The organism is Saccharopolyspora soli (assembly GCF_022678645.1).
In the GTDB taxonomy this organism is placed as follows: domain Bacteria; phylum Actinomycetota; class Actinomycetes; order Mycobacteriales; family Pseudonocardiaceae; genus Saccharopolyspora; species Saccharopolyspora soli.
In genome coordinates this window covers 12,485-32,447 of record NZ_JALBWV010000005.1, presented here as the reverse complement: position 1 = coordinate 32,447, position 19,963 = coordinate 12,485, and the positions used below count along the sequence as shown (strand labels likewise).

At 68.9% G+C, this 19,963-nt stretch carries 15 protein-coding genes; 6 read left to right on the top strand and 9 right to left on the bottom strand.

Annotation, left to right across the window (positions count from 1 at the left end):
* Positions 1-324 precede the first annotated feature (324 nt).
* From MOQ72_RS05160 to MOQ72_RS05150, 3 genes are all read left to right on the top strand, one after another.
* Positions 325-741, top strand: a complete 417-nt coding sequence (locus tag MOQ72_RS05160) for a Fur family transcriptional regulator (RefSeq protein ID WP_242181067.1) — start codon at positions 325-327, stop codon at positions 739-741.
* Positions 742-757: 16 nt separating this feature from the next.
* Positions 758-2,986, top strand: coding sequence for a catalase/peroxidase HPI (gene katG, locus MOQ72_RS05155; protein ID WP_242180908.1), 2,229 nt, complete (start codon positions 758-760; stop codon positions 2,984-2,986).
* A 448-nt stretch (positions 2,987-3,434) separates the two neighbouring features.
* The gene (locus MOQ72_RS05150; protein WP_242180907.1) at positions 3,435-4,220 is read left to right on the top strand and encodes an SDR family NAD(P)-dependent oxidoreductase; all 786 of its coding nucleotides are present in this window, start codon (positions 3,435-3,437) and stop codon (positions 4,218-4,220) included.
* A 53-nt stretch (positions 4,221-4,273) separates the two neighbouring features.
* On the opposite strand, the gene MOQ72_RS05145 is transcribed toward MOQ72_RS05150, so the two are convergent.
* From MOQ72_RS05145 to MOQ72_RS05115, 7 genes are all read right to left on the bottom strand, one after another.
* Complete coding sequence (locus MOQ72_RS05145; RefSeq protein WP_242180906.1) at positions 4,274-4,858, bottom strand: methylated-DNA--[protein]-cysteine S-methyltransferase; 585 nt, start codon at positions 4,856-4,858, stop codon at positions 4,274-4,276.
* The gene (locus tag MOQ72_RS05140) at positions 4,855-6,327 is read right to left on the bottom strand and encodes a DNA-3-methyladenine glycosylase 2 family protein (RefSeq protein ID WP_242181066.1); all 1,473 of its coding nucleotides are present in this window, start codon (positions 6,325-6,327) and stop codon (positions 4,855-4,857) included. Before MOQ72_RS05140 ends, MOQ72_RS05145 begins: the two co-directional genes overlap by 4 nt.
* 98 nt (positions 6,328-6,425) lie before the next feature.
* Complete coding sequence (locus tag MOQ72_RS05135; RefSeq protein WP_242180905.1) at positions 6,426-6,944, bottom strand: hypothetical protein; 519 nt, start codon at positions 6,942-6,944, stop codon at positions 6,426-6,428.
* Complete coding sequence (locus MOQ72_RS05130) at positions 6,937-8,124, bottom strand: molybdopterin-dependent oxidoreductase (protein WP_242181065.1); 1,188 nt, start codon at positions 8,122-8,124, stop codon at positions 6,937-6,939. Before MOQ72_RS05130 ends, MOQ72_RS05135 begins: the two co-directional genes overlap by 8 nt.
* A gap of 592 nt (positions 8,125-8,716) precedes the next feature.
* A complete protein-coding gene (locus MOQ72_RS05125; RefSeq protein WP_242180904.1) occupies positions 8,717-9,478 on the bottom strand; it encodes an SDR family oxidoreductase in 762 nt (253 codons plus the stop codon).
* Between the two features lie 58 nt (positions 9,479-9,536).
* Positions 9,537-10,892: an acetamidase/formamidase family protein gene (locus MOQ72_RS05120; RefSeq protein WP_242180903.1), complete on the bottom strand. Its 1,356-nt coding sequence runs from the start codon at positions 10,890-10,892 to the stop codon at positions 9,537-9,539.
* 410 nt (positions 10,893-11,302) lie between these two features.
* Complete coding sequence (locus MOQ72_RS05115) at positions 11,303-12,064, bottom strand: IclR family transcriptional regulator (RefSeq protein ID WP_242180902.1); 762 nt, start codon at positions 12,062-12,064, stop codon at positions 11,303-11,305.
* Positions 12,065-12,155: 91 nt separating this feature from the next.
* Here MOQ72_RS05115 and MOQ72_RS05110 point away from each other — a divergent pair, with 91 nt between their 5' ends.
* The 3 genes from MOQ72_RS05110 (at position 12,156) to MOQ72_RS05100 (ending at position 17,828) form a co-directional block, all read left to right on the top strand.
* Positions 12,156-13,319, top strand: coding sequence for a pyridoxal-phosphate-dependent aminotransferase family protein (locus MOQ72_RS05110; protein WP_242180901.1), 1,164 nt, complete (start codon positions 12,156-12,158; stop codon positions 13,317-13,319).
* Between the two features lie 59 nt (positions 13,320-13,378).
* A complete protein-coding gene (locus MOQ72_RS05105) occupies positions 13,379-16,372 on the top strand; it encodes an FAD-binding and (Fe-S)-binding domain-containing protein (protein ID WP_242180900.1) in 2,994 nt (997 codons plus the stop codon).
* Positions 16,373-16,511: 139 nt separating this feature from the next.
* Positions 16,512-17,828, top strand: a complete 1,317-nt coding sequence (locus MOQ72_RS05100) for an SLC13 family permease (protein ID WP_242180899.1) — start codon at positions 16,512-16,514, stop codon at positions 17,826-17,828.
* 148 nt (positions 17,829-17,976) lie between these two features.
* On the opposite strand, the gene MOQ72_RS05095 is transcribed toward MOQ72_RS05100, so the two are convergent.
* Together MOQ72_RS05095 and MOQ72_RS05090 are read right to left on the bottom strand one after the other, a co-directional pair.
* Positions 17,977-18,804 (bottom strand): PhzF family phenazine biosynthesis protein, encoded by an 828-nt coding sequence (locus MOQ72_RS05095; RefSeq protein WP_242180898.1) that lies wholly within the window; start codon positions 18,802-18,804, stop codon positions 17,977-17,979.
* A 75-nt stretch (positions 18,805-18,879) separates the two neighbouring features.
* On the bottom strand, positions 18,880-19,908 hold the full coding sequence (locus MOQ72_RS05090) for a LacI family DNA-binding transcriptional regulator (protein ID WP_242180897.1): 1,029 nt from the start codon (positions 19,906-19,908) through the stop codon (positions 18,880-18,882).
* Positions 19,909-19,963 lie beyond the last annotated feature (55 nt).

The following is a 19,963-nucleotide window of genomic DNA, read 5'->3' as shown; positions in this document are numbered from 1 at the left end:
CCGACCGGCGGGAACAGAGCGGTCAGGCACCAGCACACGCCTCGTGCTCTTCGAGAACATCACGCACTCCAAGGTGGGAGTCCGAAGCCACCTGCCCCCAGTGGAAGCGCGCGGCCCCAAATGCGGGCAGGGGCCGTGGTCACACAACCGGCTGGTGAGCATGTTGGCCCCCGAATACCCCTGCCGGGCCGCCCAGGAACCCGCATCAACCCTGAGTCACCGTCCCGACACGCAACGGCGAGGCGTGGGCGCTGACTCTTGATTCATTCCAGAAAATGGACCAGACTGCGATGCGTGCCAAGGACGACTCCGGACTTCGAGCGCATGTTGCGCGACGCTGCCCTGCGCGTGACGCGTCCTCGGGTAGCGGTGCTGTCCGCGGTGCATGACCATCCGCACGCCGACACGGACTCGATCATCGGTGCCGTACGCGGAGTTCTCCCCAAGGTGTCCCACCAGGCTGTTTACGACGTGCTGCGCGCGCTGACCATCGCGGGTCTGGTGCGTCGCATCCAGCCGATGGGCTCGGTGGCCCGTTACGAGACGCGGGCCGGGGACAACCACCACCATGTCGTGTGCCAGTCGTGCGGTGCCATCGCCGATGTCGATTGCGCCGTGGGTGCCGCGCCCTGCCTGACCGCGTCCGATGACCACGGCTTCACGATCGGCGAGGCCGAGGTCATCTACTGGGGGCTGTGCCCCGCCTGTTCCCCCAACTCAGTTCCCGAGCAAAACCACTGATCCTGAAAGGATTCCCGTGACTGACAGCCCTGACGCCGTTGTTGGAGAGATCAAGGAGGAGAGCGGAGGCCAGTGCCCGGTCGCGCACGGACGTGCACCGCACCCGACCCAGGGCGGGGGGAACCGCCAGTGGTGGCCGAACCAGCTCAACCTGAAGATCCTCGCGAAGAACCCGCCGGTGACCAACCCGCTGGGCGCGGAGTTCAACTACGCCGAGGCGTTCCAGACCCTCGACCTCCCGACCGTGAAGCGGGACATCGAGGAAGTGCTGACGACCTCGCAGGACTGGTGGCCCGCCGACTTCGGTCACTACGGCCCGCTCATCATCCGGATGGCGTGGCACAGCGCGGGCACGTACCGCATCAGCGACGGCCGCGGTGGCGCTGGCGCCGGTCAGCAGCGCTTCGCGCCGCTGAACAGCTGGCCGGACAACGTCAACCTCGACAAGGCGCGTCGCCTGCTGTGGCCGGTCAAGAAGAAGTACGGCCAGAAGATCTCGTGGGCCGACCTGCTGATCCTGGCCGGTAACGTCGCGCTGGAGTCGATGGGCTTCAAGACCTTCGGCTACGCCGGTGGCCGCGAGGACGTCTGGGAGCCCGACGAGGACGTCTACTGGGGCCCGGAGACCACGTGGCTCGACGACGAGCGCTACACCGGTGACCGGGAGCTGGAGAAGCCCCTGGCAGCGGTCCAGATGGGCCTGATCTACGTCAACCCGGAGGGCCCGAACGGCAACCCGGACCCGATCGCCGCGGCCCGCGACATCCGCGAAACGTTCCGCCGCATGGCGATGAACGACGAGGAGACGGTCGCGCTGATCGCCGGTGGTCACACCTTCGGCAAGACCCACGGTGCGGCGCCGGACAGCAACCTCGGGGCCAACCCCGAGGCGGCCCCGCTTGAGGAGCAGGGCCTGGGCTGGAAGAACGCCCACGGCACCGGCACGGGTGCGGACGCCATCACCAGCGGCCTTGAGGTCACCTGGACCAGCACGCCGACGAAGTGGAGCACCAACTTCCTCTGGAACCTCTTCAGCTTCGAGTGGGAGCTGACCAAGAGCCCGGCTGGCGCGAACCAGTGGAAGCCGAAGGGCGGCGCGGGCGAAGGCACGGTGCCGCACGCCCACGACTCGTCGAAGCGGATCGCGCCGAGCATGCTGACCACCGACTTGGCACTGCGGTACGACCCGATCTACGAGCCGATCGCGCGGCGTTTCATGGAGAAGCCCGAGGAGTTCGCGGACGCGTTCGCGCGGGCCTGGTACAAGCTGACCCACCGCGACCTGGGACCGAAGTCGCTCTACCTCGGCCCGGAGGTGCCGGAGGAGACCCTGCTGTGGCAGGACCCGCTCCCGGCGGTCGACCACGAGCTCATCGGCGCCGAGGACATCGCCGCCCTCAAGGCGAAGATCCTCGACTCGGGGCTGAGCGTCTCGCAGCTGGTCTCCGCCGCGTGGGCGTCGGCCTCGACGTTCCGCGGCAGCGACAAGCGCGGTGGCGCCAACGGCGCTCGCATCCGCCTGGAACCGCAGAAGGGCTGGGAGGTCAACAACCCCGAGCAGTTGGCGACGGTGCTGAGCACGCTGGAGGGCATCCAGGAGTCGTTCAACGCCGCCCAGACCGGGGGCAAGAAGGTCTCGCTGGCCGACCTGATCGTGCTCGGTGGGTCCGCCGCCGTCGAGCAGGCCGCCAAGGCCGCTGGCCACGACGTCGAGGTGCCGTTCACGGCGGGCCGGGTCGACGCGCCGGAGGAGCTGACCGACGCGGAGTCCTTCGCCGCGCTCGAACCGGTCGCGGACGGGTTCCGCAACTACGTGGGCAAGGGCAACCGGTTGCCAGCCGAGTACCTGCTGCTCGACAAGGCGAACCTGCTCACGCTGAGCGCCCCGGAGACGACCGTCCTCGTCGGCGGTCTCCGCGTCCTCGGCGCGAACTACGACTCCTCGAAGCTCGGCGTCTTGACCGACGCTGCGGGGTCGCTGACCAACGACTTCTTCGTGAACCTGCTCGACCTGGGCACCACGTGGCAGCCGACGTCGGAGGACGCGCAGACCTTCGAGGGTCGTGACGCCTCGGGCGAGGTCAAGTGGACCGGCAGCCGCGTCGACCTCGTCTTCGGCTCGAACTCCGAGCTGCGCGCGCTCGCGGAGGTCTACGCGAGCGACGACGCGAAGGAGAAGTTCGTGCACGACTTCGTGGCGGCTTGGAACAAGGTGATGAACCTCGACCGGTTCGATCTCGCCTGATCCAATCCGGAGAGACCAGCGAGACCTCGTCCGAAAGGGCGGGGTCTCGCCGTCTTCGGTGTCCGAAGTCCGCCGCTCGGACTCCCGGTGCACGGCCTCGCGAACCTGCCGCGCTAGATCTTGGCGATGATCATCATCGCTTCTCGCCTCGCAGGCCCTCGACCGCTGCTACCCGCGAGCGCAGCTGGACGACCTTCCCGCAGCCGGGCGTCGCTGCCCGCTAATCGCGAATGCAATTCACACAAACTGCATACAGTAAGAACCTTCTGGTCGCCCTCCGCGCCAACGACCTCAACGAGGCCGCGGTGGCTGACCCGGAACTGGGTGAACGGCGCCGCTTGCCTCGACCACGGCTTCACCCGGTGACGCCCCTGGGCTCCGGCCTTGCCGACTCGATGTGGCGGGGAAGGTCGCGAGCCGCCGATGCACGAGTTGAGGGAGCACGACCATGACCGAGACCAGACCCAGCCGCGCCAACGGCCCTGACCTGACCGGGCAGATCGCCATCGTCACCGGCGGCTCCTCCGGTCTTGGTCGTGCCATCGCCTTGGCACTCGCCGACGCTGGTTCGACCGTCGTGGTCGCGGGCCGACGTCAACAGGCATGCGAGCAAGTCGCCGACGAAATCGCCGCCCGTGCCGGTAGACCAGCTGCGGGCCTGGCCTGCGACGTGCGCGACGACGATGCGGTGCGGCACCTCTTCGACGAGGCCACCCGCCGCTTCGGTCCCCCGCAGGTGCTGGTCACCAGCGCCGGGATCCAGGCTCGTGGCGAAATCGGCGAACTGGACGCCGCCGCGCTCCGGCGCTGCCTGGACGTGAACGTCGTCGGGACTTTCCTCGCCTGCCAAGCAGCCGTTCCGCTGATGCGCCAAGCGGGATACGGCCGCATCATCACCCTCGCCAGCGCGCTGGGCCTCGTCGGTGCGGCCGGTCGCGTTGGTTATGCCGCCAGCAAGGGCGCGGTCGTGCAACTCACCCGCAGCCTGGCGGTCGAACTCGCGGGCACCGGCATCTGCGTCAACGCCCTGGCTCCCGGGCCGTTCCGCACACCCCTCAACGACGGGGTCGACGACGACCCGCAGGTGCGCAACTTCCTCCAACACGAGATACCGGTTGGCCGGTGGGCTGAGACCAGCGAACTGACCGCGGCGGCGCTGCTGCTCGCCAGTCCAGCCGCGTCCTACATCACCGGCACCATCCTGCCCGTCGACGGTGGCTGGACCGCCCACTGACGAACGAGCGACGCCGCTTCCGACCAGCACAGCCGGTGTTCCCTCCTTGGCGATCAACGCGCTGGACCGTCTGTCCGTTGTGGACACGCTGCGGTGCAGGGGAAATGTTCTGCGGGCTGTTGGAAAAGTCGCTGGGGTCGGGCCTTTTCGTGCTCCAGCAGCCAGCGTTTGTGAGCCAGCCCGTAGTAGTAGTGGTTCAGGCCACCATCGGAAGCGACGACGCGATGGCACGGCACGAGCAGCGGGACGAGGTTGGCCGCGCAGGCGGCTCCGGCGGCCCTGGCAGCGCGGGGATTGCCCGCGATCGCGGCCAGTTGGGCGTAGCTGATCGTGGTGCCGACCGGGATCTGGCGCATCGCCTGCCAAGCCCGCATGCGGAATCCCTTACCGGTGTGGATCACCGGAATGTCCCGCAGCGCGTCGTGGTCGCCGACGAAGTACGCGTGGATCGCGTCGCGGTACGCGCTGAGGTCGCGGAACTCCCGTGGTGTCGCGTTGCGCCACGGCAGCGGCAGTTCGTCCAGCAGGGAACCGGGCATGGCCGTGAAGCCAGCAGCACGGACAGCGCCATCGTTGTCGATGAGCATGCTGAACGGTCCCAGTGGGGTCGACACCGTGGCCGCATCCATCGCATTCATCGCGGTGTCGACTCCTGGGAATTCCGACGGGACCGTGGCGGCAGGCTCGCCCAGAGGTGCATCGCGGCGTACGAGCGCCACGGTCGCCACCGCTCGGCACAGCGTTGCAGTGCGCGCGGACCGTCGTCGACACCGTGATGGCGGGCGGCTTCCACAAGGCCGAGATCGGTATGCAGGAACACGTCCGGATCGCGCAGCGCGCGCATCGCGATGTATCCGGCGGTCCAGGGTCCGACACCGGTCAGCGCGCACAAGGCCGCGACGCACTCCGCGCGGTCCGCTCCGCTGTCCAGCACCAGCTCGCCCAGGCACACCGCCTTGGCCAGCGCGCGGAGCGTAGCGGCGCGGCGCTTGGTCAGCCCGATCGACGCCAGATCGGCCTCGGCCAGCGCATCCGGGGTGGGAAACAGGTGCGTCAGCTGGGGGAACGGGTTCCCCAGATCGTTGCGCGGCGCACCGAAGCGGATGACCAACCGAGTGCCGAACGTCCGGGCCGCCGCCAGCGAAACCTGTTGGCCCAGCACCGCTCGCACGGCCAGCTCGAACCCGTCGGCGCAGCCGGGCACCCGCAGTCCCGGCCTGGCCCGAACCAGCGGGCCGACCACCGGGTCACAGCCGAGATCGTCGTCGATGGCGGCCGGATCGGCATCCAGGTCGAACAGCTCCCGGCAGCGCTGCACGGCGGCGGTGACATCGCGCGGATCGGCCAGCGTGAACCGCACCGCCAGGGCCGCCTGCCCATCCGCGACGGGGGCCAGCTCCGCGGCGACGAGTCCGCAACCATGCGGCAGGCGCATCGTGCGGACGTAACACCCATCTTCCACCGTCTCGACGCCACCCAATGCCCGCGCTGCGAACCAGTCGAGCAACGGCCGCGCTGGCAGCGGTGTTCGGTGGCGCAGCCGCAGTACGAGCTCGCCGGTGCCCATCTGCGCGTCCGGACTGCGCGTGCCCCGCAACTCGCTCGGAGCGCAGCCGAACGTGGCGCGCATGCCATCGTTGAACTGCCGCACGCTGCTGTACCCGGCAGCGAACGCCACGTCGGTCATCGGCAGCGCCGTCGACTCGATCAGCATCCTGGCCACGCGGGCACGGCGGCTGATCGCCAACATCTGCGCGCCGACCCCCACCTCCGCCACCAGTTGTCGGTGCAAATGCCGTTCGCTGACTGCGAGCCGCCGCGCCAGGCTCCTGACGCCGCCCTCGTCGACAGCACCGCCCGCGATCAAACTCAGGGCTCTCGCCACCAGGTCACCACGCACGTTCCACTCCGGCGAGGACGGTCCCGCTTCAGGTCGGCAGCGCCGACAGGCGCGAAATCCGGCCGCCTCCGCGGCGGCGGGCAACCGGAAGAAACGGGAGTTCTCGCGCCGAGGAGTCCGAGATGGACAACTCGGTCGGCAGTACACGCCCGTGCTGGTGACCGCCACCACGAAACGACCGTCAAAACGCCGATCTCGACTGGCCATCGCGCGATACAGGACCTCGAACTCCAACACCCCGCCATCCTGCACCGCCACACCCGTCGGCACTGGCGGTCATCGGACCATGCGGTGCCCGCGTGCGGCTAACCCGGTTCGTCCGCTTCGGGTTCGGCCCGCCGTCTTGCTTGCCGGTGCGCGTACGCGAGGCGTGTTCCGTAGAGGAGGGCGCTCGTGGCGAACAGGCCGAGGGTGATCAGCAGCCAACGGGTGAGGAACGGTGCTTGGGTCTGTCCGGTGGCTGCGAGGTAGGTCGGGGCCCCTTGCTGGATGATGCCTGGGAGGAACAGCAGCAAGAGCAGACCGGCCGCCAAGACCGGGACTCTGATGTAGTTCACCGGCGATATCCGGGGCCGGGTCCGCGAACCGCGCACTGCGCTCGTCAGCGCGCGGTCGGCGAGGGCGTACAGCGGGAACAGCACCAAGTCGTGCAGGACGATCGCGGCGGCGAACCAGACGAGGATTCGAACCAGCAGTGGTTCGGCCAGGAGTTGGAACACGACGTATCCGGTGAGCGCGAAGCATCCCAGCAGGAGCACCAGGTGCAGTGGGCTGGCGCCGTAGAACCGCCTCCATCGGGAGAGCAGGCTGGGCACCTCAGCCACCTCGGAACTCGATCGCTTGCACCCACTTGGTGTTGTGCACACCGGGTAGCGCCGGAACGATGATCCGCGCCGGATGACCGTGGTCCAGCGAGAGGTCGACTCCGTTGACCCGCAGTGCCAGCAGGGAGTCCGGATCGAGGACTTGGTTCGCCTGCAAGATCGCCTGGTTGAACGCTCCGATCCGTTCCACGGACCGCACGTGCGCCCAACGGGGCTGTGGCACGTCGGCGAGCGCCGCGAGGTCCCTGAGCCGCACCCCGCTCCAGGTCTGGATCGTCGACCACCCCTCGACGCATGCGATGGGCAAGGTGGCCGCGTGTTGCGGCAGCGAAAGCAAGGTCGCCCGGTCCAACGCCACGGGTCGTGGACCGCCGGTGAGCGTTACCCGCCAGCCCGGCCCGACTTCGCGAACATCGATCGCAGCTGCGGCGGCCGTGCGATTGACCTGGAAATCGTTCGGCCCCGGTCCGTAGGAACGGCCACGCGGCAACAGCAGAGCCGAGCCTCGGGTGATGCCGCCGATCGTTTGCCCGGCGGTCACCACGGCTACCAAGAGCGCCCCGCCACCCACCAGCAGCAGCGCGCCGCGTCGGCTGAGCGTGGCCTCGGCGGCCTCGGCGGCGACCAAGCCGTTCTCGTCCTGGGGCTCCGGGCGCGTCTGAGCGCGTGAGGTGCGCAGCTCTGCCCGGAAAGACCGCGATCGCAGCGCGCGGACCAGCCGCGGCAGTTTCACGGCGACATGGGTCAGGAATGCTGCCAGGAACACCCATGCGCCGAAGTAGTGGGCGGTGTAGAAGCTGAACCCGAACACGTAGTCGTACTGGATGTTCAGCACACCTGTGACGATTTCGAACAAGATCCCGCCGACCAGCAGCAACAACGACAGCCGCTCGACGACCTCGGCCGCGGATCGGGCAGGGGGCCACGCGAACAGCCTCGGCACCACCGACCACAGCTTGGCCAGCACCACTGGGATGAGGACGAGCCCGAGGCCGACGTGCAAACTCTGGGTCAGGCGGTACAACCAGGACGGTCGAGTGGGCCAGTCGAAGTAGGGCAGGTGCAGCCAGCCCGCGTTCGTGGGAATCGCCTGCCCGAACTGGGGGCCGTAGGCGATGTAGGACAACAGGCCCGTGACGATGACGATCGGCAGACCTACCAGGAGCACGGCACCGAACACCGAGGTCAACCACGGACCGCGCAGCGGACTTCGCCACAGTCGCGACCTGCCCAACCCCGGCGGGCGATGCCGGTCCAGCGCCCGCCACAGCCCAGCGGGAAACCCGTACGAGGGCCTGTCAGGACCAGTGTTGTCGGGCTCAGCGGGGGGCTCGGCTCCGGGAGGTTCCGCAGCTCGTGCAGGGCGCGTGCCGACGTCGTGCTCAGATTCGTGGGTTGCCGCGGGTGGAGTCTCGGCCTGAGTGGGCGGCGCAGCCTCCTCCGGCGCGGAAGGCTCGCTCGGTTCCGCGCCGTGCCCGGCGCCTGGTGGAGACTCGTCGGCAGGAGGTGTGGTCAACCGCCACCCCCGTGGTGTTGAAACGGTGTGTTGAGGAGAACCGTCTGCGAAAGGCGGACCCCGCACGTAGAAACGCGTGTACCAGGGTAGGGCGATAACGAGCTCAGCACGCGCTGAGCAGCCCAAACCCCAGGGCTCCTCGGAGATCGAAGAACGCATAGTCCTAGCCAGCTACCCGCGCGACGACGAGCCGCCATCCAACTATGGACCACTCCTGCTCGGATGTTTCGCGATCCGTGTGCTGAAGAGCGAGTGGTCAGAAGCTCGTCGTCATGCCGCCGTCGACGGCGATCGTCTGGCCGGTGACGAACGATGCGGCATCGCTGGCCAGGAACACCACAACACCGGCGATCTCCTCGGGTCGGCCCCAGCGGCCGAGCGCGGTGCGGGACCGCAACCATTCCGTCCACTGTGGATCTTCGGCGAGCTGGGCGTTGACCTCGGTGGCGAACGTGCCGGGTGCCACCGAGTTGACGGTGATGCTGTTGGGACCCAGATCGGCGGCCAGCGCTCTGGTGAGGCCGTCGAGCCCCGCTTTGGCAGTGGCGTACGCGACGTCTCCCGCTCGGCCGAGCTGGCCGATGACGGACGAGACGTTGATGATCCGGCCGGGCGCTCGACGGCTGGTCAGTCCGCGGGCAACGGTTTGGCTCAGCGCGTACGCGGACGTGAGGTGGACGTCGAGCATGCGGGCCAGGTCCGCAGGCGCCATGCTGTCGACGCCACGCCGGTCGCGGTGGCCGACATTGTTCACGAGCACGTCGATCAGCCCGAGGGCAGTCACTGCCTCCCGTGCCGCGTCAAGATCGGTGACGTCGAACGCGACGGCATCGACGTCGAAGCCTTCGTCGCGCAGCTGCGTCGCGACGCTGTCGAGCACGGCCGGGTTGCGTCCGTTGAGCACCACCCGCGCGCCCGCCCTGGCTATGCCGCGCGCCATCTCCAACCCCAGACCGCGCACGGACCCGGTGACCAGAGCGTTCCGGCCCGCGAGTGAGAAATCCCTGCGGTCGCCCATCCGCCACCTCCGCTGAAACAATCGTTTCAGTCACCGTAGCGCAGCCCGGCCCGTACGGTCAGCGGAAGTGGTCCTTGCTGATCGCGGCGTGCACTCCGACGGTCCGGTCGACGACTTGGGAGACCTCGAAATCCGCCGCGGCCGAGAGGTAGGCGTAGGCGACCGCGCGGTCCATGCCGAGGTCGTGCTGCAGGAAGTCGAGCGCGTTGACCACGGCGCGCCGCATGGCGACGTCCAGGTCGCTGCTCTGACCGTTCGGCGCACCGTCCGGGTCGGACAGGCCGATCGGCACCCACGCCTGCGCGGTTTCGGCGAACGGGTGGTGGAACGCCACCGACGGAACGTCCGGGGAATCGGGCTTGCACACCGTGAGCCGGAAGGTGGCGCGCAACGAACCTTCCATCGCGGTCAACGAGATCTCACCGCCACCCATCGCCATGTGCGGGTCGCCGGTGTAGAACAGCGCACCCGGCGCGAACACCGGGAGGTAGAAGGTGGAACCGGCGGTGAGGAGGTTGATGTCGATGTTGCCGCCGCCCAAGGTCGGCGGGATCGAGTTCAGCGCCGGGTCGGTCAGGTCTTCCGACGACGCGAAGGCCACCCCCATCATGCCCATGAACGGGCGCAGCGGGAACACGACCTCGCCGGAGTTCCCGCGCGGCATCACGCCGCTGAGCGTGTTCCGGGTGCGGCGGACCGGTGTGAAGATGGAGACGTTCCCGTACCGCATCGGATCCTTGGTGGCCCGGCCGTCCGTGGCCACCGGGGGCATCACCTCGTCGAGGGTGATTCCGGGCGCGGCACTGCCATCCGGCATTCGCGGCAGCGCTCCCTTGCCGTGGCGGCTGGACACCACGCCGTAGGGCACGCGGGGGAGCAGGGACAGGGTCTCGACCTTGAGCACGTCGCCCGGTTCGGCACCGTCGACGTACACCGGTCCGGTCACCACATGGGGGCCGTCCGCGTCGAAATCGCGCGTGGTGCGCGTGTAATCACGGGCGATCGCCACGGCGTCATCGAGCACATCGGTGCGCGACACCCCGTGCGCGCCGAAATACGCCACCGGATCGCGGCCCTGGTCCTCAAGAATTCCCTCGTGGGACACCGTGTCGATGGTGACCGTCTCGCCCGAACGCATCACGAGCGCGGGATTGCTGCGCACCGCAGGTACATACCCCCAGCGCACCTGATCGGGCACGGACGGCAGGTAGTGCTGCCCCTGGATCGAGCCGGTGTCCGGCTGCAGAACATCGCTCGGGAAAGCGGGCGACGGGGCCGCTGCGGCCATCCCGCCCGTGACCACCGGCGCCGCTGCGCTGGCGCTCACCGCCGCGGCTGCGCTCAGGAACTTCCGCCTGCCCAAACCTGCCACCAGAACCTCGTGCGCCTGCTCACCCGGAGCGGTCCCGGTCATGTGTCCTCCTGCTCGTGCTGTGGGCTGTCGACCGCGCGCGGGAACGGATCGGGGCAGTCCGATTCCCGCGCCAAGTCGTGGGCAACACCGATCACAACTGAAAATTCCTTGTTCCGCAACGAAGTTCCGGCTCAGATCGTGGCCCGCCGGGTGGTCGGGGCAGGGCCGATACTCGAACCGCGAACCGGCAGGGTCAAGCTCGTGCGGTCGGACGTAACGCGCAATTAACCAGCGGTCTGCGCCCCGAGAAACGCCGTCGTGAGTGAAAGTGGCTGTTCCAACAACCACAACCGCTCACGACCCACCGGCGCGGGTCGTGAGCGGCAATAGTCGTTCTGATGACAGGGGTCGTGCCGCAGATTAGTACACTGTGGACAAAGCATTGCGGTCGGCCAGTCAGAGCCGGTCGATCAGGGGTGCTCCGCCGTTTCGTATCCGAGCCGGGCGCCGAGTTTCCTCGCCGCCTCGCGCACCGCGAGGCCGAAGAACTCCTCGGATTCCTTGGTCAGGCGGCTCATCGGGATGTTCACGCTGAGGCTGGCGATCGGCTTCTCCGGGCCTTCCAGGACTGCGGCGGCGACCGAGCCGACGTCGGTTCGCCACTCCCCGTGGTTGACCGCGAACCCGCATTCCCGGATCCGGGTCAGCTCCGCGAGCATCTGGTTCGGATCGGTGATCGTGTTGTCGGTGTAGCGCGGTAGCTCGTCGGCGAGCAGGCGTTTGAGGACGTCCGGGCCGCTGTTGGCGAGGACCGCCTTGCCGTTGGCCGATGCGTGCAGGGGCAGCGCGTGGCCCAGCGCCATGCTGATGCGCAGCGGGTTGGACGTCTCCAGCCGCTCGATCAGCACGACCTTGTCGTCCTCGGGAACGGTGAGGTGGATGGTCTCCTCGGTGCGCTGGCGCAGGTCTTCCATGATCGGCGTGGCCGCGTCGCGCAGGCCCAGGTCGCCGCCGCTGGCGCGCCCGCCGACCGCGAGCGCTTTGGTGGTCATCACCCACCGCCTGACTTCGCCCGAAGCCGGACGTATCCAACCGGCCGTGTGGAGGGTGAGCAACGCGCGCTGGACCGAACTCTTGGGCATGTCCAGCGCGCGGGCCAGCTCGCCGACGCCGATCGGCTGCCGCGTGGCGACCTCTTCCAGCACCCGGAGCGTGTTCAGGACGTTGCGCACTACCTTGACTCCTCAACCCGTGGTGCTTACTCTCGCTGCGCTTTCGCGCGGCACAGCGTACCACCTCACGGCACAGATAGGGCTGGGTGTAATGACCGCTAACAGTGGACGGCACTTCCTGCAGATCCCCGGACCGACCAACGTTCCCGACCGGGTGTTGCGCGCCATTTCGGCACCTACGATCGACCACCGCGGACCGGACTTCGCAGAGCTCGCGCTGGACGTGCTGCAACGGGTCAAGCCGGTGTTCGGCACCAGCGGTCCAGTCGTCATCTACCCGTCTTCGGGCACCGGAGCCTGGGAAGCGGCGCTGGTCAACACCCTGTCGCCCGGCGATCGCGTGCTCGCCTTCGAAACCGGTCATTTCGCCACCCTGTGGCGCGACATGGCCGAAGGTCTCGGACTGGTCGTCGACTTCGTCCCCGGAGACTGGCGGCGGGGCGTCGATCCGGCGGTCGTCGCCGAACGGCTGGCCGCGGACGAGCAGCACAGCATCGCCGCGGTGATGGTCGTCCACAACGAGACCTCGACCGGCGTCGTCAGCCGCGTGCCGGAGATCCGGGCGGCCATCGACGAAGCCGACCACCCCGCGCTGTTGCTGGTCGACACGATCTCCTCGCTGGCCTCCATCGACTACCGGCACGACGAGTGGGGCGTGGACGTCACGGTCAGCTGCTCGCAGAAAGGGCTGATGCTGCCACCCGGCCTGGGTTTCAACGCGATCAGCGAGAAAGCGCTCGCCGCCGCCGCAGGGTCGCGGCTGCCGAAGTCGTACTGGGACTGGGCGCCCATCCTCGAAGCCAACGAGCTCGGCTCCTACCCGTACACCCCGCCCACCAACCTGCTCTACGGGCTGCGCGAAGCGTTGGCCCTGCTGGAGGGGGAGGGGCTGCCCAACGTGTTCGCCCGCCACACCCGGCACGCCGAGGCGACCAGGGCCGCCGTGCGGGGCTGGGGCCTGGAGGTGCTGTGCGCCGATGAACGCGAGTACTCCAGCTCGCTGACCGCCGTGCTGTTGGGCGACGAGCACGACGCGAACAAGGTCCGCCAGATCATCCTGGACCGCTTCGACATGTCGCTGGGCACCGGCCTGGGCAAACTCGCCGGTCGGGTGTTCCGCATCGGCCACCTCGGCGACTTCAACGACCTGACGCTGGCGGGCACGCTCGCCGGTGTCCAGATGGGCCTCGAACTGGCCGGGGTGCCCATCGACCCCACCGGAACCCAAGCCGCCCTCGAAGTGTTGCGAGCCTAGCGGGATCAGCGCCGTGCAGCGCCAATTCCGAAACACGAAAAGGGTGGAAAGGACCCGCGATGACCGTCCCCACTACTGACGCCGCTGCCACACCGCAGACCCTCAGCTCGCGCTTGGAACGCGCGCTCCGCACCGCGCTGGACGGCGAGGTCGCCTTCGACGACTACACCCGCCACCTCTTCTCGCGCGACGCCAGCATGTACTCGATCACGCCGCTCGGCGTCGCGTTCCCGCGCCACGCCGACGATGTCGCCGCAGCGGTGCGGGTCGCCGCCGAGTTCGGCGTGCCGATCGTGCCCCGCGGCGCGGGAACGAGCCTCGTCGGCCAGACGGTGGGGCCTGGTCTGGTGCTCGACATGTCCCGGCACATGAACCGGATCCTGGAGATCGACCCGGTGGCCCGCACCGCGCTGGTGGAGGTCGGTGTGGTGCAGGACCAGCTCAACCAGGCCGCCGCCGCCCACGGACTGATGTTCGGACCGGACACCTCCACCAGCAACCGGGCCACGATCGGCGGGATGATCGGCAACAACTCCGCCGGGAGTGGTTCGCTGACCTACGGCATGACGATCGACCACGTGCGGGCACTGGACGTGGTGCTCTCCGACGGATCGCGCGCCCGGCTCGAACCCGTCGACGAAGCCGAGCGGGCCCGCCGGGCGTCGGCGGAGACCCTGGAGGGCCGGATCTACCAGGCGCTTCCGGGACTGGTCAACGCCAACGCGGACGTCATCGCGGCGAAGATGCCGACGTTCTGGCGTCGCGCCTGCGGTTACCGGCTCGACCGGCTGGCGGGCTTCGGGCCGGAGCAGCCGTTCGACCTGGCCAAGTTCGTGGTGGGTGCGGAGGGCACGCTGGTCATCGCCACTCGCGCGCTGGTGGACCTGGTGCCCAAGCCCCAGCGGACGGTCTACGCCGTCGGCCACTTCACCGACGCGGCGAGCGCCATCTCGGCCACCACGGACGCGCTGGGCTGCCAACCGCACCAGGTCGAGCTGATGGACCGCACGATCCTGGAACTGTCCCGGCAGAAGATGGAGTTCGCCGAACTGGGGAACGTGCTCGTCGGCGATCCGGGCGCGCTGCTGTTCGTCTCCTTCACCGGCGACGACGAAGCGGAGCTGATCGCCAAGCTGGACCAACTCGATGCGCGCTGGAAGCAGAGCGGACACGGCTACCACACGCTCCACGCGGTCACGCCCGCCGAGCAGGCAGCGCTGCTCAAGGTCCGCAAGTCCAGCCTGGGCCTGCTGATGGCCGCCGGTGAGGGCACCCGCCGCCCGCTGGCCTTCGTGGAGGACACCGCCGTGGATCCGGTGCACCTGGCGGAATACACCAAGCGGTTCAAGGAGATCCTCGACGAACACCAGCTGGAGGCGGGGTTCTACGGCCACTGCTCGGTGGGATGCCTGCACATCCGCCCGTTCATCGACCTGACCAACCCCGACGAGGTCGCCAAGATGCGCACCGTCGCGGAAGCGGTCAAGAGCCTCGTCGCCGAGTACGGCGGGGTGAACTCCAGCGAACACGGCGACGGCCTCGCCCGCAGCGAATTCAACCGGGAGATCTTCGGCGACGAGTTGTACGAGGCCATGCGCGAGGTGAAGCGCCTCTTCGACCCCGACAACGTGATGAATCCGGGCAAGATCGTCGATGCCCAGCCGATGACCGAGAACCTGCGCGACCGCGACGCCCTCCCACCCGCCCCAGCGCTGCGGACGAAGCTGGACTTCGAGGTCGTCGGCGGCATGCGCGGGGCCGCGGACCGCTGCATGAACATCGGTGCCTGCCGGAAGTCCACCGCGGGCGTGATGTGCCCGTCCTACATCGCGACGAAGAACGAGGAGCACGCCACCCGCGGTCGGGCCAACGCGCTGGTGAAGGCGCTGTCCGAACCGGACCCGCACGCGGCGCTGGGCGACGAACGGCTGCACGAGATCCTCGACCTGTGCCTGATGTGCAAGGCGTGCAAGAGCGAGTGCCCGATGAGCGTGGACATGGCCTCGCTGAAGGCCGAAACGCTTGCGCACCACCACGAGATCCACGGAACCCCGCTGCGGTCGCGCGTGTTCTCCTCGATCCGGGCGCTCAACCGGCTCGGCTCGGCGACCGCCCCGCTGTCGAACCTGCCCGGTCGGATCGGCATCCTGCGTCGGCTGCTGGACAGTGCCCTCGGCATCGCGGCCGCCCGTCCGCTGCCGACCTTCCAGCGGGTAAGCCTGCTGCGGTGGTTCCGCCGCCACCGGACGGCCGTGCCGCGAGACACGGCGCCGCTGGGCACGGTCACCTGGCTCGCCGACTCGTTCACCACCTACACCGAGCCGCACATCGGTCAAGCGGGCATCGAACTGCTGGAGCGGTCGGGCTGGCGGATCGACCTCGCCGGTGGCGGCTGCTGCGGACGGTCGAGCATGTCCAAGGGACTGCTGGACGACGCGAAGAAGAAGGCGTCGGCGCTGGTCACGTCGCTTGAGCGGGACACCGAGCCGGACTCGCCGATCGTCGGCTGCGAACCGTCGTGCGTGTTCATGCTGCGGGACGAGCACGCGGCGCTGCTGCCCGACTCGGCGGCGTCGCGCGCGGTCGCCGGGCGCGTCAAGCAGGTCGAGGAACTCCTCGTCGAAGCGATCGACGCGGGTCGGTTGACACTGGCCGAGGACTCCTGGCTCGCGGGGCGGCGGATCGTCTTCCACGGCCACTGCCACCAGAAGGCCGAAGTGGGCACCGCGGCCACGGTCGCCCTGCTGCGCCGGATCCCGGGGGTGCAGGTCGTGGAGATCGACGCGGGCTGCTGCGGGATGGCGGGCTCGTTCGGTTTCGAGTCGGAGCACTACGAAACGTCCATGACCGTCGGCGGGGACCGGTTGTTCCCGGCGCTGGCGGCGGAACCGGCGGACACGGTCGTGGCCGCGACGGGTGTGTCGTGCCGACAGCAGATCTTCCACGGAGCGGGCCGCACCGCGTGGCACCCGGTGGAACTGGTGCGCGAGGCGCTGGCCGACTGCGACCAGCAGGATGAGGAGGCGACGTTGGTGGCAGAACCGAAACACTGAGCGGGCCTGGACGCCCGCGCTCGAAACGGTCCCTGGCGGCGGACGACGGCGGAGACCCGACGCCGCTGCGCGATCTATGTCGTCGCACCAGAAAGTCCATTAACCCCTGCGAGCCAACGTCAGCCTCGAAGGAGCGTCGATGTCCATCCAAATACTCTCGATCATCGGCCTGGTACTGATATTCGTCTTAGCGACCGTGCGGTCGGTGAACATGGGAGCGGTCGCCTTCCTGGGCGCCTTCCTGCTCGGCACGTTCGTCTTCCACACCTCCGATGACGATCTCTTCTCCGGTTTCCCCGGCGATCTCTTCGTCACCCTGGTCGGTGTGACCCTGCTGTTCGCCATCGCCAAGGCCAACGGCACGGTCGACTGGCTCATCCACGCCGGAGTGCGGGCCGTGCGGGGGCGAATCGCCCTCGTCCCGTGGGTGATGTTCCTGATCACCAGCCTGTTGACGATGGTGGGCGCCGTGGTGCCCGGCGCGGTGGCGATGATGGCGCCGGTCGGGATGAGCTTCGCGACGCGCTACCGGATCAACCCGCTGCTCATGGGGTTGCTCATCATCAACGGCGCGAGCGCGGGTGGCTTCTCGCCGATCAGCATCTTCGGCAGCATCACCAACGGTGTGGTGGAACGCAGCGGCCTGCCGGGCAATCCCGTGCTGCTGTGGATCAGTTCGCTGCTGTTCAACACGTTGCTGAGCGTCGCGGTGTTCTTCATGTTCGGCGGGAAGCAACTGCTCGGCAGGCGCGTGACCACAGATCCCGAGCAGCAGGAGGAGGCTGACGAGCCGGTCGGCGGGAGTGGCGCGACGATCGCGACCCGCACGAGCACGACGGTCGCCATCGAGGCCACCACCTTGAACGCGCAGCGCATCGTGACCCTCGTCGGGCTCGTCGCGCTGGCCGTCGGCGCGCTGGCGCTGGAGTTCGACGTGGGCCTGCTCGCGCTGAGCATCGCCACGGTCATCATCCTGATCTGGCCCGAGGTCACCAGGAAATGCGTGTCCGAGGTCGCTTGGCCCACCGTGCTGCTGGTCTGCGGCGTGGTGACGTACGTGAGCCTGATGGAGGGCGTCGGCACCATCGACTACCTCGGCCACAGCGTCGCCGGGATCGGGATCCCGCTGCTGGCCGCGTTCGTCATCTGCCTCATCGGCGGCGGGGTTTCCGCGTTCGCGTCGACCACCGGCATCCTCGGCGCGCTCATCCCGCTCGCGGTGCCGTTCCTGCACACCGGACAGGTCGGAGCGGTCGGCCTGATCATCGCGCTGGCGATCTCGGCTTCGGTGGTCGACTCCTCCCCGTTCTCGACCAGCGGTGCGCTCGTCATCGCCAGCACGCCGGAGGAGGCTCGGGAAACGACGTTCAAGCGGCTGATGACCTGGGGCATGAGCATGATCGTGATCGCCCCGGTGTTGTCCTGCGCGATCTTCGTGCTGCCAGGCTGGCTCTGAGGAGAACCGGGGTTCGGCGGCCGCACCCCCGAACCCCGGACCACGGGGAAAGTCCCTTGTGGACTACCCTGGCGGGAGGTGTGGTTCGCCGTGCGGTGCGCGAAATGCGGTGCGCCGCCTGGTCAATCTGTTGGGTCGAGCGTCCGCCTCAAAGTTCGACCTGTCCGGAGATGCAGGTGACCGTGCTACCACCGACCCAGATGGCACCATCCGGGTCGGTGGTGATCCGCACCCGCCCGTCGCGGCCGAGCGCGGTGCCTTGGCGCGCCACGTACGGCGCCTCGGCGCGGCCGGTGCGCAACAGCCACTCGGCCAGCGAGGCGTTGAGGCTGCCGGTCACCGGGTCCTCGGTGCAGCCGCCACCGCCCAGTGGCGCGAACGCCCGAACTTCGAAAGCCTCGGGAGAATCCGCTGAATGTGCTCCGGCGACACCGATGTAGAGCTCGTCGGTGTAGCTCGGCTGGAGCGCCAGCACCGCTTCGGCATCCGCCAGCAGTACCGCCACCCAGCCCGGACCGTTGTCGGCCCACTGCGCGTCGACGATCTCGCCGCGCTCGATTCCCAGCGCGGTGGCGATCCGCCCGACCAGTTCGTCCTCCACCGGCCCGGAGCGCAGCAGCGGCGGCGCCGCGAAGGCCAGTCCGGCCGCATCGCGGCGCACCGTGACGAGACCCGCGCCGCACTCCTGCACCACCGACTCGCGCTGCGGACCGTGCGCCGTCAGCCATGCGTGGCAGGTCCCCAGCGTCGGGTGCCCGGCGAACGGCAGTTCCGCGCTGGGGGTGAAGATGCGCACCCGGTAGTCGGCTTCCGGGCTCGTCGGCGGCAGCACGAACGTCGTCTCCGACAGGTTCGTCCACGCCGCGAAACGACGCATCCGCGCATCCGACAGACCGTCGGCGTCGAGCACGACCGCGACCGGATTGCCCTGGTATGGCGTGGTGCTGAAGACGTCTACCTGCTGGAATTCCCGCATGCCAGCAACCCTACGTACCCGGCCACCCGCCGACGACGGCCAATTCGCCATCGGTGGACCGCACCGCGACGGGCATCAGGACGGTGGGGCAGTGGACTCGCGGATGACGAGTTCTGTTGGCTCGCGCACGGTTTCGCGGATCTCCGCGTTCGCGGCTCGTTCGAGCAGCAGCTCGACCGCTCGGGCGCCGAGGCCGTCGAGTGCCATTCGGACGGTGGTCAGCGGTGGGTCGAGGAATGGGGCGACCGTGAGGTCGTGCACGGCGATGACCGAGATGTCCTGGGGTACGCGCACGCCCATCCGGCGGGCTGTGTGCAGCGCGCCGGTCGCGGACGCGACGTTCGCGACGAGCACGGCGGTGGGTCGCTGCTCGGCTTCGAGGATCTTCGCCATGGCTTCCGCGCCGCCGCGTGGCGTGTAGTTCCCGTGGACCACGGGTCCGCGGGCCAGACCGGCGGCCTTGATCGCGCTGCGGTGGCCGAGTTGGCGTCGGCGCGCCGAGTCGCTGTCCTCCGGCCCGCTGATGAACGCGAGTCGGCGGTGTCCGAGCTGCACGAGGTGTTCGACGGCCAGGGCCGCGGCTCGCTCGTCGTCGAGCACCACGTAGCGGCGTCGGCCGGGACCTGTTCGGTTCACGCACAGCCACGGAAGGCCCAGGCGCTCCAGTTCGTCCTCGCGGGTGCCGCGCACGCCCCCGGCGGCCAGCAGGAGCCCGTCCACGCGGCCGTGCCCGAGGCGTTCCACGTAGCGTTCGAAACTGTCGTCGGCGGCCTGGAGCGACGCGGTCATCAGGGAACAGCCGACCTTGGCGGCGGCGGCCTCCGCTCCTTCGATGATCTCGCCGTAGGCGGGGTTGATGTAGTCCGGCACGAGCAGCGCGATGGTCCGGGTGCGCGCGGTGCGCAGGCTCCGAGCCGCGGCGTTCGGCTGGTAGCCGAGTTCCTCGATGGCGTCGAGCACTCGCTGGCGGGTGCTTTCCCGAATGCTCAAGCGGGGATCCGCGTTCAGCAGCCGTGAGACGACCGCCCGATCGACGCCCGCTCGCGCGGCGACGTCGGCGATGGTGCTGCGCCGGGTCGGCTTCGGTGGCCGGCCCTCGACCATGCTGTTCCTTCCGGGCTTTCCTCGGGTGCGGTGGCGGGTGCACGCGTCGGCCTGG

Excerpts from the sequence above, each read along its gene's own strand:
- MOQ72_RS05105 (WP_242180900.1), top strand. The coding sequence starts at position 13,379 with ATGACCGTCCCCACTACTGACGCCGCTGCCACACCGCAGACCCTCAGC.
- MOQ72_RS05145 (WP_242180906.1), bottom strand. The coding sequence starts at position 4,858 with ATGAATGCGATGGATGCGGCCACGGTGTCGACCCCACTGGGACCGTTC.
- MOQ72_RS05140 (WP_242181066.1), bottom strand. The coding sequence starts at position 6,327 with ATGGCCAGTCGAGATCGGCGTTTTGACGGTCGTTTCGTGGTGGCGGTC.
- MOQ72_RS05095 (WP_242180898.1), bottom strand. The coding sequence starts at position 18,804 with ATGCGGGAATTCCAGCAGGTAGACGTCTTCAGCACCACGCCATACCAG.
- MOQ72_RS05150 (WP_242180907.1), top strand. The coding sequence starts at position 3,435 with ATGACCGAGACCAGACCCAGCCGCGCCAACGGCCCTGACCTGACCGGG.
- MOQ72_RS05110 (WP_242180901.1), top strand. The coding sequence starts at position 12,156 with ATGACCGCTAACAGTGGACGGCACTTCCTGCAGATCCCCGGACCGACC.
- MOQ72_RS05160 (WP_242181067.1), top strand. The coding sequence starts at position 325 with ATGTTGCGCGACGCTGCCCTGCGCGTGACGCGTCCTCGGGTAGCGGTG.
- MOQ72_RS05120 (WP_242180903.1), bottom strand. The coding sequence starts at position 10,892 with ATGACCGGGACCGCTCCGGGTGAGCAGGCGCACGAGGTTCTGGTGGCA.
- MOQ72_RS05100 (WP_242180899.1), top strand. The coding sequence starts at position 16,512 with ATGTCCATCCAAATACTCTCGATCATCGGCCTGGTACTGATATTCGTC.
- MOQ72_RS05090 (WP_242180897.1), bottom strand. The coding sequence starts at position 19,908 with ATGGTCGAGGGCCGGCCACCGAAGCCGACCCGGCGCAGCACCATCGCC.
- MOQ72_RS05125 (WP_242180904.1), bottom strand. The coding sequence starts at position 9,478 with ATGGGCGACCGCAGGGATTTCTCACTCGCGGGCCGGAACGCTCTGGTC.